The organism is Actinomadura sp. NPDC048394 (assembly GCF_040651755.1).
Lineage (GTDB): Bacteria > Actinomycetota > Actinomycetes > Streptosporangiales > Streptosporangiaceae > Spirillospora > Spirillospora montaniterrae.
Window position 1 is genome coordinate 38,225 of record NZ_JBEZJL010000047.1, and the last position, 15,354, is coordinate 53,578.

Consider the following 15,354-nt stretch of genomic DNA (forward strand, 5'->3'; position numbering starts at 1 on the left):
CGTCAGAACAGCGTCCTCGGGCGGACGGCGTTGGCGCGCTTCACCATCGCGTGGCGGTGTCCCGGGCCGTCCGCGAGCTTGGCGAGCACCCGGTAAGTCTCCTCCAGCTTCGCCCGCAGTCGAGGCTCTTCGAGCGGGATGCCGAGGATGTCCTTTTCCGGCCGCAGCTGCGCCGGGGTCCGGTCGGCCCGCAGCCAGCCGAGCGCGGCCTCCAGCACCTCCGCGACGAACGCCGAGTACCGCTCGGTGTCCAGCCGCAGCGACCGCAGCCGCCGCCCCGCCTCCACCAGCGCCGCCGCGTTCAGCTCCGCCGCCGGACGGCCCCGCACCGCCGCCCCGACCGCGCCGAGCTGCGCGGCCAGGTAGTGGCTGGAGATCCGCGGCACCGAGTCCAGGACGCGTCCCGCGCTGCCCCGGTCGCCGCCCGCCAGGTACGCGCGGGCCAGCCCGAACGCGGCGCTGACGTGCGTCGGGTCGGTGCGCCAGACCGTCGCGTAGAAGCGCCCGGCCGCCACGTGCTCGCCCAGCAGCTCCTTGCAGAAGCCGAGCGCCAGCTTCGGCGCCTGCTCGCCCGGCATCAGGTCGTACAGGTCGGAGAACACGGCGGCGGCGTCGGCGGCGCGGCCGTCCGCCAGCGCCCGCGCGCCCCGGTACCAGTCGACCCGCCAGTCGTCGGGCTGCTCGGCCTCCAGCTCCTGCAGCAGCCGCGCGGCGACGTCCAGGTCGCCCAGCTCGATCCGGACCCGGACCAGCGCGAACCGCACCTCCCGCGACGCCACCGGCGCCGCGGCCAGCGCCGCCGCGAGGTCGCCCGGGTCGCGGGCGGTGAGGCCCGCGAGGAACGCGGCGGCCGGGTCCGAGCCGTGCACCAGCGGGACGGGCAGCGCGATCGCCGCCGCGGCCGGCTCCAGCGGCGCCAGCACCGGCGTCGCCCCGTTCCGCGCCGGATCGGGGTCGATGATGTCGGTCCCGGCGGTGTGCTGCTCGGGCCCGAACAGCGGCGACGGCGCCGGACGGGCCTTCCCGTCCTCCGCCGACAGCACCTCCCGCAGCACGCCCGTCAGCTGCTCGGCCATCTCCGCGGCGCTCTGGAACCGGCGCTCCGGATCGGGATGCGTCGCCCGGCGCAGCAGCCGGTGGTACGACTCGTGCCGCTGGAACAGCGGCACCTCCTCGCGCGGCGGCAGGCTGCGCAGGTGCCGCCGCGTGTAGCCGCGGAACGGGAAGCTCAGCACGGCGAGCGTCCGGCCGACCGTGTACAGGTCCGACACGATCGACGGCCCCGTCGAGCCGATCTCCGGCGCCTGGTAGCCGGGCGTGCCGAAGATCGGGCTGTCCACGTCGAACGCGCGCCGCACGCCGCCGAGGTCGATCAGCTTCAGCTGCTCCTCGGACTGGATCGCGTTGTCCGGCTTGAAGTCGCAGTACAGCAGGCCGACGCCGTGCAGGTAGCCGAGCGCGCTCAGCACCTCCAGGCCGTAGGCCAGCACCTGGCCGAGCGGCAGCGCCGCCTGGTCGCCCTCCTCGTCGCGGCGCGCGAGCAGGATCTCCTTCAGCGACCGGCCGCCGACGTACTCCATCACGATGTAGCCGGAGTCGCCGTGCCGCACGAAGTTGTAGATCTTGACGATGTTGGGGTGCTCGACCTCGGCGAGGAACGCCCGCTCGGCCGCCGCGGCGGCGAGCGAGTCGGCGTCGCCGGTGTCCAGCAGGCCCTTCAGCACCACCCACCGCTCGCTGACGTTGTGGTCGCGCGCCAGGTACACCCAGCCGAGCCCGCCGTGCGCCAGGCAGCCGAGCACCTCGTACTGCCCGCCGAGCACATCGCCGGGCTTCAGCTTCGGGGTGAAGGAGAACCGGTGCCCGCAGGACGCGCAGAACCCCTCGGTGCGGCCCGGCCGCCCGTCCCGGCCGCGGCCGACCTTCTCGCCGCACCGGCTGCAGTACCGCCGGTTCTCCGGGACCTCCGGGTTCTCCATGATCGCGGACGCGGGGTCGCGGAACGGCACCGGCGGCACCTCGACCAGCCCGGCGCCGAGCATCCCGCGCCGCGCCGACCCGGTGGAGCCCGTCCCGCGCGTGCCGCCGCGCGACGCGGTGCGGCCCGAGCCCCCGGACCCGCCGGTCGGCTCGCTGCCCGAGCCCGCCGATCCTGCCGATCCCGACGGACCGGACGGACCGGACGGCCCCGTCCCCGAGCCGGGACCCGTGCCCGACGCCGGGGCGCCGGTGCCCGACGGGCGCGTCCCCGGCGGCGCACCGGCACCCGGCCCGCCGCCTCCCTGCCAGGACGCGGGCCGCTCGACCGACGTCGCCGGCGCGTTCACCACCGTCACCGGAGCGGGAGCCTGCGCGGAAGCCGGTGCCGGACCGCGCGCCTGCGCCGGAACCGAACCGGCGGCCATCGGCCCGGAGAGCGGCCCGGCCATCGGCCCTGAGAGCGGCCCGGACGGCGGCGCCGCCACCGGGCCCGAACCCCCCGGGTCCGCGGGCGGCGGCTCGGCGAGCGGCGCCATCCCGCACACGTCGCAGAAGCCGTCCCCGCCGACCTCGCCGGTGCAGCCGGGCTGGGTGCATCGGGTCATGTGGTCCCCGTCCCGTCGTTCTCGCGCGCCCTGATCTCGCGTTGGTACTCGGCCAGCAGCGCGGTCGCCCGGCGCAGGTCGCACGGCGCCGACCACAGCACGTCACGGGCCCGCCCGTGCAGTGCCGTGAGCGCCTCGTCCTCGGCGAGCCCGAGCCGCGCCGCCTTCGCCCGGTACGCCTCCAGGCGCCCGCGCAGCTCGCCCCGCCGGTCGAGGAGCCCCTCGCTGAGACGCAGATCGTCGCGCGCCCGTTCCAGCGCCTCCGCCGCCGCGCTCTCCAGCGCCGCGACCCGGCCCGCCATCTCCACCCAGCGGCCCGCCTCCCGCAGCCGCTCCAGCGCCGCGAGCCGGTGCCGCAGCCCGTCCCCGAGCCCCCGCGCCGGCGGCGGCACGTTCGGCGCGTGGATCTTCAGCAGCACCGTCGCGTGCGCCTCGCACGCCCGCCGCTCGGTGTCCTCCACCCGGCCGATCGCCTCGGCGAGGCCCGCGACCAGCTCGGCGTACTCGTCGCGGAGCCGCGCCACGCCCGCCAGCTCGTCCTCGATCGAGCGCAGCGACGCGCGCACCCGGTCCAGCCGGGACGTGTCGGGCCTGCCGTCCGGGCACAGCGACAGCGGGTCGGTGCGGACCAGCCGGCCGAGCGCGGTCAGCTCGCGGCCCAGCCGGTCCAGGTCCGGATGCCGGGTGCCGTCGAGGGAGTGCGCCAGCCGCGCCGTCCGCTGCCAGCTCTCCTCCGCCTCCTCCAGCGGCCGCAGCAGCGCCGACCACGCCGCGTCCGCCGCCGCGACCTCCTTCGCCACGAACGCGAACGCGTCGGACATCATCCCGACCGCCTCGTCCAGCGTCGCGCGCTTCTCCTGCGGGCCGAGCAGCGTCCGGTCCTCGAGGGGGATCTCGCCGTCCGGCAGCTCCACCGACCGCCCCGACAGCATCCCAGTCAGCTCCACCAGCGTCGCGACGTCCGGGCGCGACGACCGGTCGCGCAGCGCGCACGCCTCGTCCAGCACCCGCTGGTAGGCGTCGAAGACCCGCCACAGCAGCGTCAGCCGGGCCCGCACCTTCTCCCACCGCCGCCACGTCTCGCCCGCGAGCCGGGCGCCCTTCAGCAGCCGGACGCCGGTGTGGCCGTCGAGCTCCAGCAGGGACGCCGCGATCCGCTCCCGCTCCGCGCCGAGCGTCCGGAGGGCATGGTCGACCCCCTCCCGGCTCATGGGCGCGGCGGCCCCGGCCCCGCTCTCGTCCACCTCAGCCCCGCGTTCGGTTCTCTCGGTCCCCGTGCGCGCCCCCTGTCCCGGCGGCCTGGGAGCAAAGGACCGCTCAAGTATCGGGCACGCTCTCTCCAACAAGTGTGATCCGTGACACTTGGCGACACAAGCGCCTGTCCTCGCGGGACAGGCCCCCGCGGGGGTGGGACGATCGGCGCGGGCCCGTACCCTGGTGCGCCGGGAACCTCGCCGCCCGAGGCGGCGTTACGCAGGTAGGCCCAGATGAGAGGAGTGGTGAGTCCGCGGTGTCGGACCCCAGTCATAGACCCGGTGCCCCATGCTGAGCGCGGCGCTGGGACTGCTCGCGGTGATCGTTCTCACCGCCGCCACCGGATATTTCGTCGCCCAGGAATTCGCCTACGTCGCCGCCGACCGCGCGGCCCTCGAGCAGGCCGCGGCGCGCGGTGACGCGTCCGCCCGCCGGGCCGTGAAGGTGATCGGGCGGCTGTCGTTCATGCTGTCGGGCGCGCAGCTCGGCATCACGATGACCACGCTGGTCGTCGGGTTCATCGCCAAGCCCGCCCTGGCCGGGCTGATCCAGCCGCTGCTGGACGCCGCCGGGATCCCCGAGGGCGCGACCGGCGCGATCGCGCTGGCCGCCGGGTTCGTCCTGGCGACGCTGATCCAGATGCTGCTCGGCGAACTGTTCCCCAAGAACCTCGCCTTGGCCCGCGCCGAGTCCTTGGCGCGCGCGCTGGCCTCGTCCACGCTCGTCTACCTGACGGTGGCGGGGCCGCTGATCCGGCTGTTCGACCGCGCCGCCACGCGGCTGCTGCGCACCGTCGGCGTCGAACCCGTCGAGGAGCTGCACAGCGGCGCCACCCTGGAGGAGCTCGGCGACATCATCGGCAAGTCGCAGAGCTCCGGGCACCTGCCCGCCGACCTGTCCGGCCTCCTCGACCGCGCCCTGTCGTTCGGCGACCTCACGGCCGACGAGGTCATGGTCCCGCGCCCGCAGGTCAGCACGCTGCCGTCCACCGCGCCGGCCGCCGACCTCGTCGCGCTGATCCGCGAGACCGGGCACAGCGCCTACCCCGTCTACGACGGCGAGGTCGACGACGTCATCGGCGTCGCCGGGGTCCGCGAGGTCGCCGACGACGCGCTCGACCCCGCCACCCCGGTCGGGCGGATCGCCCGGCCCGCGCTGCTCGTCCCCGGCAGCCAGCCGCTGTACGGCGTCATCGAGCGGATGCGCGAGTCCGGCGAGGAGTTCGCCTGCGTCGTCGACGAGTACGGCGGCCTCGCCGGCATCCTCACCTTCGAGGACGTCGCCGAGGAGCTCGTCGGCGAGATCGCCGACGAGACCGACGCCCGCGAGGACGCCCCCACCACCGGCCCGGACGGGTCCTGGCTCGTCGACGCCGGCATGCGCATCGACGAGGTCGTCCGCCTCACCGGCCTCGACCTGCCCGAGGGCGACGCCTACGACACGCTCGGCGGCCTCGTCATGGCCGAGCTGCGCCGCCTCCCCTGCCCCGGCGACCGGCTCACCGTCGCGCTGGACGGCGCGTCCGGGCACGCCGAGCCGGACGGCGCGTCCGGGCACGCCGAGCTGGAGGTCGTCAGCGTCGCCCGCCGCGTCGCCGAGAAGATCCGGATCCGCACGACCGCCGCGCCGGCGCCGGCGGACCGCCCCGCGATCTCCGACCCGCCCTGCGCCGCACCGCGCCCCGAGGAGGCGTCGTGGACCCGCTGACCTCCCTGCTCGTCACCGTCCTGCTGCTGATCGGGAACGGCTTCTTCGTCGCGTCGGAGTTCGCGCTCGTCGCCGCGAACCGGTCCCAGCTCGAACGCGCCGCCGGCAAGGGCAGCCGCCCCGCCGCGGCGGCCGTCGCGGGCGTCCGCGAGCTGTCGCTGATGCTCGCCGGCGCGCAGTTCGGCATCACGATGTGCTCGCTGGGCCTCGCGATCGTCACCGAGCCCGCGTTCGAGCACCTCCTCGAACCGCCGCTGCACGCCATCGGCGTCCCCGAGGCGGGCGCCAAGGCCGCGGCCCTCGCCTGCGCCCTCGGCGTCATCACGTTCCTGCACATGGTCGTCGGCGAGATGGCGCCGAAGTCGTGGGCCATCGTGAACCCGGAACGCTCCGCGGTCCTGCTCGCGCTGCCGTTCCGCGGGTTCGCGAAGGTGTCCCGCCCGATCCTCGCCGCGCTGAACGCCACCACCAACGGGCTGCTGCGGCTCGTCCGCGTCACCCCCCGCGACGAGCTCGACGACCACACCGACCCGGCCCGGCTCAGCCACCTGGTCGGCGAGTCCCGCCGCCTCGGCCTCATCGGGCGCCACGACCACGAGCTGCTCCGCCGCGCGATCTCCGCGCGCGAGGCGACCGTCCGGCACCTGGTCATCCCGGCCTCGTCGGTGACCACCATCGACGCGGGCGCGTCCGCCGCCGACATCCGCCGCACCGCGACCGCCAGCGGCCACAGCCGGCTGCTCGTCCGCGGTCCGGACGGCGCCGCGACCGGCATCGTGCACGTCCGCGCCGCCATCACCGAACCCGACGGCGACCGCTCCGCCGGCGACCTCGCCTACCCGGCGCCCGCCCTCACCGCGGAGACCACCGTCCTCGACGCCGTCAGCCGGATGCGGCGCGCCCGCGCCCAGCTCGCCGTCGTCAACGGGGACCGCGGCGGCTTCGCCGGCATCGTCACCCTCGACGACCTCCTGGCGGAGCTCCTGGCCACCAACCCGCACTGACCGCCGGGTGAAGATCATCACGCCCGCGCAGATGATCGTTTCCATGTGAGACGTTAGACGCGGGCAGAAGGGGACACATACGGCCCCGGGGTCGAACTCGGACGGGATGGCGTCGGTGAACCACTCAACGGAACCCAACGGGCCGGACGGCGCGCCGGAGCCCGAGGCCGACGCCCGCCCCGACCTCGAAACGCTGCCGCTGACCGAGCCGGCCGCCGAGGAGACCCCGCCGCTGGGCGTGGAAGAGGTGCCCTGGGGCGGCGCCGAACTCGTCGAGACCGCCTACGCGGAGTTGACCGACCGGTATGAGCACCTCCAGACCCTGCTCCAGGACGACGCGCTCGGCTGGACCGCCCAGGTCGCCGCCCTCCGCGCCCTCCGCACCGGGCAGGTCGCCGGCGACTGGGAGACCCTCGCCCGCCTCCTCGTCGCCCCCGGCACCCTCGACGAGACCGGCGCCGTCCGCCTCGTCCGGACGGCGGACGAACCGGGGACCGTCCGGTCCCTCGTCACGGCCCTCAAGGCCGCCGGCGAGCGCACCCTGCTCCTCGCTCCGACTTCCGAGAAGGCCACCGAGCTCGTCGAGGCCGTCCAGGACGACGCGGAGGTCCGCACCCTCCTCATCGAGACCCACCCGCCCCGTCCGCCCGCCACGCCCGACGGGACCCTCCAGCTCCCGCCGCTCCCCGACACCGCGTCCCCGGACACGCCGGACGAGGCCGCCGCGGTGACGTCCAGGGACGGCTTCGGCTCCAACGGAACGGTCGAGTTCAAGCCGGTGACCGGCCTCCCCGAGCCCGGCGCGGCCGCCGCAGGCGTGACGCGAGCCGAGCCCCTCCCCGCCCCCGTGCAGGCCGACGCCCCGCCCCCCGCCGCACCGCCCGCAGGCGAGGCGAGCCCCGCGGAAACGACCCGAGCCGAGCCCCTGCCCGGCCCCATTGACGACGACGTCCCGCCCGGCGCGGAGCCGAGGGAAAGCTCACCGGCCGATTGGTACGCCCAGCCCATCGCCCCCGAGGCGGACGTCCCGGAGGTGACGCCGGCCGAGCAGCTCAGCCCCGACGCGAGCGCCGGCGCCCCGTCTGCGGAGACCCAGGCGCTTCCCGTCGTCGCGAGTGACGCCGAGGCCCCGGACCCGGCGCGTCCGGCGGATGAGCCCGCGCACGACGCGGGTGAGGGGTCTGGGCATGGGGTGTCCGAGGCGTTGCTGGGCAGTGGCGCTCCGGAGACGTGGGTCATGGGAGCCGGGCTGCGGGCCGTCGGCGAGGGGTGGCCTCGGATGTGGCGAACTGAGGCGGGGGTGCTGCGGCGCGGGTTGATGCTGCTGGAGCAGTGGCCTCGGGACGCGGAGGCGCTCGCGGCGGTCCGGGCGGAAGTGGCCGCGCGGAAGGAGGCGCTGGACGCGGAGCTGGCGGCGCTGGCGGCTGGGATCGAGGAGGCGCGGGACGCGACGCAGAGCGCGGAGGAGCGGGCCGCCGAAGCGGAGGCCGAGGCGGAACGGCTCGTCGCGGTGCAGCACGAGGCGGAAGAGGAGCTGGTGGGGCCCCGCGCGGAAGCGGAGCGGTTGCAGGCGGCCGCGGACGCGGCGGGCGCCGAAGCGAGCGAGTTGACGCGGGTGGCGGACGAGGCGTACGCGCGGTGCACGCAGCTGGATCAGCGGGCTCGCGAGGCGCAGGACGAGCTCCGGGGCGCCCAGCAGGTAGAGGCGTCCTTGAAGGACGAGCTGGCGCGCGCGCAGGAGGCGTTGCCGGCGGCGATGGAGGAGGCGGACAGGCTGGCCGCCGTGGACGCGGACGCGTCGGCGGAGGGGCATGCCGCCTACTACCGGCTGGTGTCGGCGGAGTCGGCGCTGGCGGCGGTGCGGCGGAAGATGACGTTGACGCAGCGACTGCACGTGGCGGCGCCTCCGTCGGACCTGAAGAGCATCCGGGCGGAGGTGCGGGCTCGGACGCGGGACGCGGACGAGGCGGCGAAGCGCGCGCAGGAGGCGAAGGACGCCGCCGAGCGGGCGGAGGCGCACCGGCAGGGCCTCGCGACGTTCGTGGCGGAGAGCGGGCCGCGGCTCGCGACGGCGCGGGAGGCGCAGGAGCGGTTGACGACGGAGCTGGCGTGGCTGGCGACGGAGCGCGAGACGGCGGGCGCGGAGCATCGGGAGCAGGCGCGGCGCGCGGCGGAGTCGGTGGACCGGGCGACGCAGGCGGGCCTGGAGGCGCGGGCGGCGCAGCAGGCCGCACGGGTGATCGAGGAGCGGGTGGAGGCCGCGCGGGCGGGCCGGGAGGAGGCCCTGGCCGCGGTGGCGCAGGCGCGTGCGGACGCGGAGGCGGCGGTGGCTCGCGCCGCGGAGACGCGGGCGGAGCTCGACCGGCGCAGCGCGCAGGGTGAGGCGGAGACGACCGCCGGTGAGGCGGAACTGCGGGCGGCGGTGGAGACGGAGGCGCGCGCGCGGGAGAACGTCCGGGACGTGTTCGGGGCGGACCCTGCGGACGATCCGGACGTGATCGGCGAGCGCCGCCGGTCGGCGATGGCGCGGATCGAGGAGCTCAGCGGCTTGCTGGAGAACGGCGAGGTGGACGGCGCCGCACTGCTGCCCGCCGCCGACCTGGTGATCGGGACGCCGGTGGGCGTGGGCGCGGCCGTGCCGGACGAGCGGTTCGGCGCGCTCGTCGCCGTGGGCGCGCTCGACGACGCCGACTTCCTCGTCGGCGCCGTCAGGGCGGGCCGCTGGATCCTCGTGGGCTCGCCCGAGGACGAGCAGCCGGGGCACGGGACCTTCGCACGCTGCGCGGTCGCCGCACCCCGGCTAGCGGAGGACGCTCCGTAAGTCAGTACCTCGTGTGGGGGGACACCCCCCGGCGAGGACGGACCGACCGGCGCCTTCCGCTCCGCTGGAGCTCCGCTCCAGGCGCCGGTCAGTCGTCGTCGTCATCGTCGTCGTCCCCGGGGACGAGGACGTGCAGGAGCCAGCCGACGATGCCGACGACGATCGCGCCCCAGAAGGCCGGCCAGAACCCGCTGACGTGGAACGGCAGGTCGAGGCGGCCGGCGAGCGCGCTGGTCAGCCAGAGCAGCAGGCCGTTCACGACGAGGCCGATGAGGCCGAGGGTGAGGATGTAGAAGGCGCAGCCGAGCGTCTTGACGATCGGCTTGATGACGGCGTTGACCAGGCCGAAGATGACCGCGACGCAGAGCAGTGTCAGCGCCCGGTGGGCGGTGTCCCGGCCGGTGAGCGTGATGCCGTCGATCAGCGCGGTGGCGGCCCAGAGGGCGATCGCGGTGATGACGACCTTGATGAGGATGCGCACAACTCGAGGATGGTAGGGGGTGATCGCGAATTTCATCCCTCTGCGCGGCGATTCGCCGGGCGCGTCGCTCATCATCCGGAACGACCGGGCGGTGGCCCGGGGCGCTCGCGGGCGTCAGTCGGCGCGGTCGAAGAACGGGGAGCGCGCGGAGACCTGGGAGCGCGGCCCGACGCGGGTCGCCTGCGCGCCGGGCGCGGCAGGAGCGGCGGGGGCAGCGGGCGCGGCGGGGCTGGGCGCGGCGGGGCCGCGGCGGGAGAGCGGCGGCGCGCCCGCACCGGACGGCCCGGCGGGCGCGGGGCCGCCGTTCTGGCGGGCGCGGGCGAGTTCGCGCTGGAGCCGGCGCTTCTCCATCTCGAGGGTGGTGAGCGACTCCTCGTGCTCCTCGCGCAGGTAGCGCAGGTCGCGGCGGGCGCACAGGAGGCGTCCGGCGCCGGCGAAGGTGAGCATCATGCCGACGACGAAGACGACGGCGACGCCCGCGCCGGCGAGGAACACCTGCCATTCGTTGTGGATGCCGGGGATGGCCTGGCCGAAGGCGGTGAGGTGGGACGGGTCGGTGTTGTCCATGATGATCCCGGCGGCCACGACGCCGGCCGCGGCGAGCAGGAGCAGTCCGATGAACGCCATGTGCAGATCTCCTCTGCGGTGACTCCGGAGGGGGTGCGGAGGCCCACCACCATGCCAGACGCGAAGCCGATCATGTCGAATTCGCCGCAAAAATCCAGGTCAGTGACCTTTAGTCCGATTGACGACCCGAGGTTGCCCGCCGAGCGCGCTGGGTAATGATCGTTGCCGTAGGCGGCGCCGATTCCCGGGAGGGGCCATGCCCTTGGAGGCCATCGTGTTCGACCTGGACGGCGTGCTGATCGACTCCGAACCGGTGTGGGAGGAGGTGCGGCGCGGCTACGTCGCGTCCCTCGGCGGGCGGTGGCTGCCCGACACGCAGCAGCGGCTCATGGGCATGAGCACCGAGGAGTGGGCCCGCTACATCGCGACGGACCTTGTCGACGGCGTCACCCCGGAGGAGGTCGCGTACGCGGTGATCGACGAGATGTCCCAGCGGTACGCGCGGGGCCTGCCGCTGCTGCCGGGCGCGGAGGACGCCGTCCACCGCCTCGCCGCGTACCGGCCGCTCGGCCTCGCCAGCTCGTCCCCGCGCGCGCTCATCGACCTGGTCCTCGGGCAGCTCGGGGTGGACGGGCTGTTCCGCGCGACCCTGTCCACCGAGGAGGTCGACGCCGGCAAGCCCGCACCGGACGGCTACCTCGCCGTCGCCGGGCAGATGGAGGTCCCGCCCGGGGACTGCGTCGCGATCGAGGACTCCAGCAACGGCCTGCGCTCCGCGCACGCGGCCGGGATGACGGTGGTCGCGATCCCGCGCGAGGCGCACCCGCCGTCCGACGACGCGCTCGCGCTCGCCGCGCACGTCGCGAAGGATCTGGACGAGCTGACCCCGGAGATGCTCGCCGCCCTCTGAAGCGTCCCGGGGACGGTTGTCGGCGGGCGCTCATAGTATGGGCCGATGGCCTCCCCCGAGTTCCTCGAGACCCCGGAGACACTGGACACGCTGCGGCGCGTGTTCGGGTACGACGCGTTCCGGGACGGGCAGCGGGAGATCATCGAGCACGTCGTCGGGGGCGGGGACGCGCTGGTCCTGATGCCGACCGGCGGCGGCAAGTCGCTGTGCTACCAGATCCCGTCGCTGGTCCGGAAGGGCACCGGCGTCGTGATCTCGCCGCTGATCGCGCTCATGCAGGACCAGGTGGACGCGCTGCGCGCGCTCGGCGTCAACGCCGGCTTCCTCAACTCCACGCAGGACCTCGACGAGCGCCGCGTCGTGGAGGCCCAGTTCCTCGCGGGCGAGCTCGACCTGCTCTACCTCGCGCCGGAGCGGCTGCGCGTCCCGGCGGCGGTCGAGCTGCTCGACCGGGGCGACGTCGCGCTGTTCGCGATCGACGAGGCGCACTGCGTGTCGCAGTGGGGGCACGACTTCCGGCCCGACTACCTGATGCTGTCCGGCCTGCACGAGCGCTGGCCGGACGTGCCGCGCATCGCGCTGACCGCGACCGCGACGGAGGCGACCCGCGCCGAGATCGCGTCCCGGCTCCGGCTGGAGGACGCCCGGCACTTCGTCGCGAGCTTCGACCGCCCGAACATCCAGTACCGGATCGAGCCGAAGACCGACACGAAGCGGCAGCTCCTCCGGCTGCTGCAGACCGAGCACAAGGGCGACGCGGGCATCGTGTACTGCCTGTCCCGCAACTCGGTCGAGAAGCACGCCGCGTTCCTCACCGAGAACGGCATCGAGGCACTCCCGTACCACGCGGGCCTCGACGCCGAGACGCGCGCCGCGAACCAGGCGCGGTTCCTGCGCGAGGACGGCCTCGTCATCGTCGCGACGATCGCGTTCGGCATGGGCATCGACAAGCCGGACGTCCGGTTCGTCGCGCACCTCGACCTGCCGAAGTCCGTCGAGGGCTACTACCAGGAGACGGGCCGCGCCGGGCGCGACGGCCTGCCGTCCACGGCCTGGCTCGCCTACGGGCTGCAGGACGTCGTCAACCTCCGCAAGATGATCGACTCCGGGGAGGGCGACGCCGCGTTCCGCCGCCGCCAGTCCCTGCACCTGGACGCGATGCTGGCGCTCTGCGAGACCGTCGAGTGCCGCCGCGTCCAGCTGCTGAACTACTTCGGGCAGTCCGGCGAGCCGTGCGGCAACTGCGACACGTGCCTGTCCCCGCCGGAGACGTGGGACGCGACCGTCCCGGCGCAGAAGGTGCTGTCGGTGATCGTCCGACTCGAGCGGGAGCGGCGGCAGAAGTTCGGCGCCGGGCACATCATCGACATCCTGCTCGGCAAGAAGAACGCCAAGGTCATCCAGTTCGACCATGACGCGCTGAAGTCGTTCGGCATCGGCACCGAGCTGCGCGAGGCGGAGTGGCGCGGCGTCGTCCGGCAGCTGCTCGCGCAGGGGCTCGTCGCGGTCGAGAGCAACCACGGCACGCTCGTCCTGACCGAGGCGAGCGCGGACGTGCTGCGCGGGGAGCGCAAGGTGCCGATGCGCCGCGAACCCGAACGGGCCCCGGCGAAGGCGGCGAAGGCCGCGAAGGACCGCAAGGCGCCCGTCGAGCTGCCCGCCGAGGCGGCGCCGCTGTTCGAGCGGCTCCGCGCCTGGCGCGCCGCCACCGCCAAGGAGCAGGGCGTCCCCGCCTACGTGATCTTCCACGACGCGACGCTCCGCGAGATCGCGACGGCCCGGCCGTCGTCCCTGGCCGAGCTGGGCAAGGTCAGCGGCGTCGGCGAGAACAAGCTCGCCAAGTACGGCGAGCAGGTCCTCGAGACCCTCGCCGAAACCGCCTGACTCTTGCCAGGGGCGGGGGTAGTCCCCGGCAGGCGACGTTGAGCTCTAGGAGAGGGCGGCGGCGGTTTCGCGGGCGGCGCGGTGGCCGGACTCGACCGCGCCGTCCATGTACCCGGCCCAGCGCGTGGCGGTCTCGGTGCCGGCCCAGTGCAGCGGCCCGACGGGCCTGCGGAGGGCCGGTCCGAACCGCGTCAGCGTGCCGGGCGTGGCGAACGCGCCGTAGCAGCCGCGCGAGTACTCCTCCTCCGCCCAGTCCCGCTCGATGAACGCGATCGGGTCGCGGGCGCGGGGGCCGAAGTACCCGGCGAGGTCGGCGAGGACCCGCTCGCGGCGCGCCGCCGGGTCGAGCCGCGCGGCGGCGTCGGCATGCCGGCCCTCCAGGAACCCGACGAGCACCCCGGGCGCCCCGCTCTCCGGCGTGTTGTCGAAGACGACGGCGAACCCGCGGCGGTCGCTGTTGGCCTGGCCGCTGAAGCCGTCCGCGCGCCAGAACGGCTCGTCGTACACGACGTTCACCTTGATCACGCGGCCCATCGGCAGGCGCTGGACGAGCTGGTCGCGGTCGCCCGGCAGGCCGGGCGCGTACCGGATCCGGGCGGCGAGCGGCGGCGGGACGGCGATGACGGCGCGCCGCGCCCGCACCTCCGCGCGGGGCGTTCGGAGCCGGACGGAACCGTCGGTCCACTCGATCTCGGTGACGGGCGCGTCGAGGACGACCCGTTCGCCCAGCTCGTCGGCCAGCGCGAGCGCGATCCGCTGGGAGCCGCCGGAGACGCGGTCCTGCTGCGCGCCGCCGGTCGTCTCGATCAGCGGGTCGAGGCCGCCGGCGGACGCGACGTAGAAGCCCGCCCACAGCGCGGACATGTCGTCCGGCTCCGCCGCGAACACCGCCTGCGTGATCAGCCGCATGAAGGAGCGGCCCGCGCGCGTGTGCAGGTTGCGCCGGATCCAGGTGCCGAACGTCGCGCCGTCGAGCCGCGCCGCGTGCGCCGCGGCCCACGGCTCGTCCACCGGGATGCGGCGGGCGAGCCGGTCGAGGCGCGCCGAGCCCTGGCCGATGTCGAGGATCGCGGCCGGGGAGAGGCGCGGGACCCGTCCCTTGTACGCGCTGCGGCGGCCGCCGAACTCGGCGATGTGCCGTCCCTCGTCGTAGGTCGGGTAGGTGGTGAGCCCGAGGTCGCGGATCAGCGCGAGCACCTCGTCCTGCCCGGGCCCGACCCACTGGCCGCCGACCTCGATCGTCCCGCCGCCGGGGAGCTCGCCGTTCAGCAGGCGGCCGCCGACGCGGTCGCGGGCCTCCAGGACGACGGCGTCGTGCCCGTCCCGGACGAGGTCGCGGGCCGCGACCAGGCCCGCCGCACCCGCGCCGACGATCGCGACATCGGCCTCCATGGCGCCTCCCGTACGCTTTGAATCTCACATACGTCTTGTATGTGTTATACATACCGCGTGGAGCCTGTCAAGAGCCGCCGCGAGCAGTACGTCGAGAGCACCCGCGCGGCCCTCCTCGGCACCGGCCGCCGCCACTTCGCCGAGCGCGGCTTCGCCGACGTCTCCGCCGAGGAGCTGGTCCGCGCCGCCGGCCTCACCCGCGGCGCCCTCTACCACCACTTCAACGGCAAGCAGGGCCTCTTCGAAGCCGTCTTCGAGGAGCTCGAGGACGAGGCCGCCCAGCGCATCGCCGCCGCGATCACCGGCGCGGGCGGCGACGCGTGGCGCCGGGGCACCGCCGGGATCCGCGCGTTCCTCGACATCTGCGCCGAGCCCGGCTACCGCCAGATCGTGCTGCTCCAGGGCCCCATCGCGCTCGGCTGGCCGCGCTGGCGCGAGCTCGACCGGCGCTACCTCGGCGGCCTCCTGGAGGACGGCCTCACCGCGATCCTCGGCGCCGCCCCCGCGCATCCGCTGCCCCTCACGGCCACCGCCCTCTACGGCGCGCTCACCGAGCTCGCCCTCACCATCGCCGACGCCGACGACCCGGCACGGGCCCGCGACCAGGCCGTCCGGCTGGTGGTCGCGATGCTGAAGGGCGTGCGCACCTTCAACTGACCGCCCCGGAGACGGGACGGTCGGGAGACGCGCAGCCGATTCCCAGGGTTCTCCCAGGATCCGCCACGGACTTCTGCCAGCCGCCCCCGCTT

Annotated in this window: 11 protein-coding genes; 6 read left to right on the plus strand and 5 right to left on the minus strand. The window is 75.1% G+C overall.

What is annotated here, in order from left to right:
- Window positions 1–2: 2 nt before the first annotated feature.
- Together AB0C78_RS30700 and AB0C78_RS30705 are read right to left on the minus strand one after the other, a co-directional pair.
- Window positions 3–2,585 carry a tetratricopeptide repeat protein gene (locus AB0C78_RS30700; RefSeq protein WP_360754533.1) on the minus strand — a complete coding sequence of 861 codons (2,583 nt, stop codon included), beginning with the start codon at window positions 2,583–2,585 and terminating at the stop codon, window positions 3–5.
- Window positions 2,582–3,829, minus strand: a complete 1,248-nt coding sequence (locus tag AB0C78_RS30705; protein ID WP_360754536.1) for a hypothetical protein — start codon at window positions 3,827–3,829, stop codon at window positions 2,582–2,584. Before AB0C78_RS30705 ends, AB0C78_RS30700 begins: the two co-directional genes overlap by 4 nt.
- A 298-nt stretch (window positions 3,830–4,127) precedes the next feature.
- On the opposite strand from AB0C78_RS30705, the gene AB0C78_RS30710 reads away from it, so the two are divergent.
- The 3 genes from AB0C78_RS30710 to AB0C78_RS30720 all read left to right on the plus strand — a co-directional run bounded on the left by AB0C78_RS30710 (window position 4,128) and on the right by AB0C78_RS30720 (window position 9,371).
- The gene (locus AB0C78_RS30710; RefSeq protein WP_360754538.1) at window positions 4,128–5,546 is read left to right on the plus strand and encodes a hemolysin family protein; all 1,419 of its coding nucleotides are present in this window, start codon (window positions 4,128–4,130) and stop codon (window positions 5,544–5,546) included.
- Entirely contained in the window at window positions 5,534–6,550 is a 1,017-nt protein-coding gene (locus tag AB0C78_RS30715; RefSeq protein WP_360754540.1) for a hemolysin family protein, read from the plus strand. The genes AB0C78_RS30710 and AB0C78_RS30715 overlap by 13 nt, the downstream gene beginning before the upstream one ends.
- Window positions 6,551–6,665: 115 nt before the next feature.
- Window positions 6,666–9,371, plus strand: a complete 2,706-nt coding sequence (locus tag AB0C78_RS30720) for a hypothetical protein (protein ID WP_360754543.1) — start codon at window positions 6,666–6,668, stop codon at window positions 9,369–9,371.
- Between the two features lie 88 nt (window positions 9,372–9,459).
- On the opposite strand, the gene AB0C78_RS30725 is transcribed toward AB0C78_RS30720, so the two are convergent.
- Window positions 9,460–9,852, minus strand: coding sequence for a phage holin family protein (locus AB0C78_RS30725; protein WP_225992454.1), 393 nt, complete (start codon window positions 9,850–9,852; stop codon window positions 9,460–9,462).
- A gap of 114 nt (window positions 9,853–9,966) precedes the next feature.
- Window positions 9,967–10,479, minus strand: coding sequence for a hypothetical protein (locus tag AB0C78_RS30730; RefSeq protein WP_360754546.1), 513 nt, complete (start codon window positions 10,477–10,479; stop codon window positions 9,967–9,969).
- A 196-nt stretch (window positions 10,480–10,675) separates the two neighbouring features.
- On the opposite strand from AB0C78_RS30730, the gene AB0C78_RS30735 reads away from it, so the two are divergent.
- Together AB0C78_RS30735 and recQ are read left to right on the plus strand one after the other, a co-directional pair.
- Window positions 10,676–11,329, plus strand: coding sequence for an HAD family phosphatase (locus AB0C78_RS30735; RefSeq protein WP_360754548.1), 654 nt, complete (start codon window positions 10,676–10,678; stop codon window positions 11,327–11,329).
- Window positions 11,330–11,374: 45 nt separating this feature from the next.
- Window positions 11,375–13,213, plus strand: coding sequence for a DNA helicase RecQ (gene recQ, locus AB0C78_RS30740; RefSeq protein WP_360754551.1), 1,839 nt, complete (start codon window positions 11,375–11,377; stop codon window positions 13,211–13,213).
- 45 nt (window positions 13,214–13,258) lie between these two features.
- Here the strand turns inward: recQ and AB0C78_RS30745 are convergent, their stop codons facing one another.
- Window positions 13,259–14,605, minus strand: a complete 1,347-nt coding sequence (locus tag AB0C78_RS30745) for an FAD-dependent oxidoreductase (protein WP_360754553.1) — start codon at window positions 14,603–14,605, stop codon at window positions 13,259–13,261.
- A gap of 57 nt (window positions 14,606–14,662) precedes the next feature.
- Between AB0C78_RS30745 and AB0C78_RS30750 the strand changes: the two genes are divergently transcribed.
- On the plus strand, window positions 14,663–15,262 hold the full coding sequence (locus AB0C78_RS30750) for a TetR/AcrR family transcriptional regulator (RefSeq protein ID WP_360754556.1): 600 nt from the start codon (window positions 14,663–14,665) through the stop codon (window positions 15,260–15,262).
- Window positions 15,263–15,354: the final 92 nt, after the last annotated feature.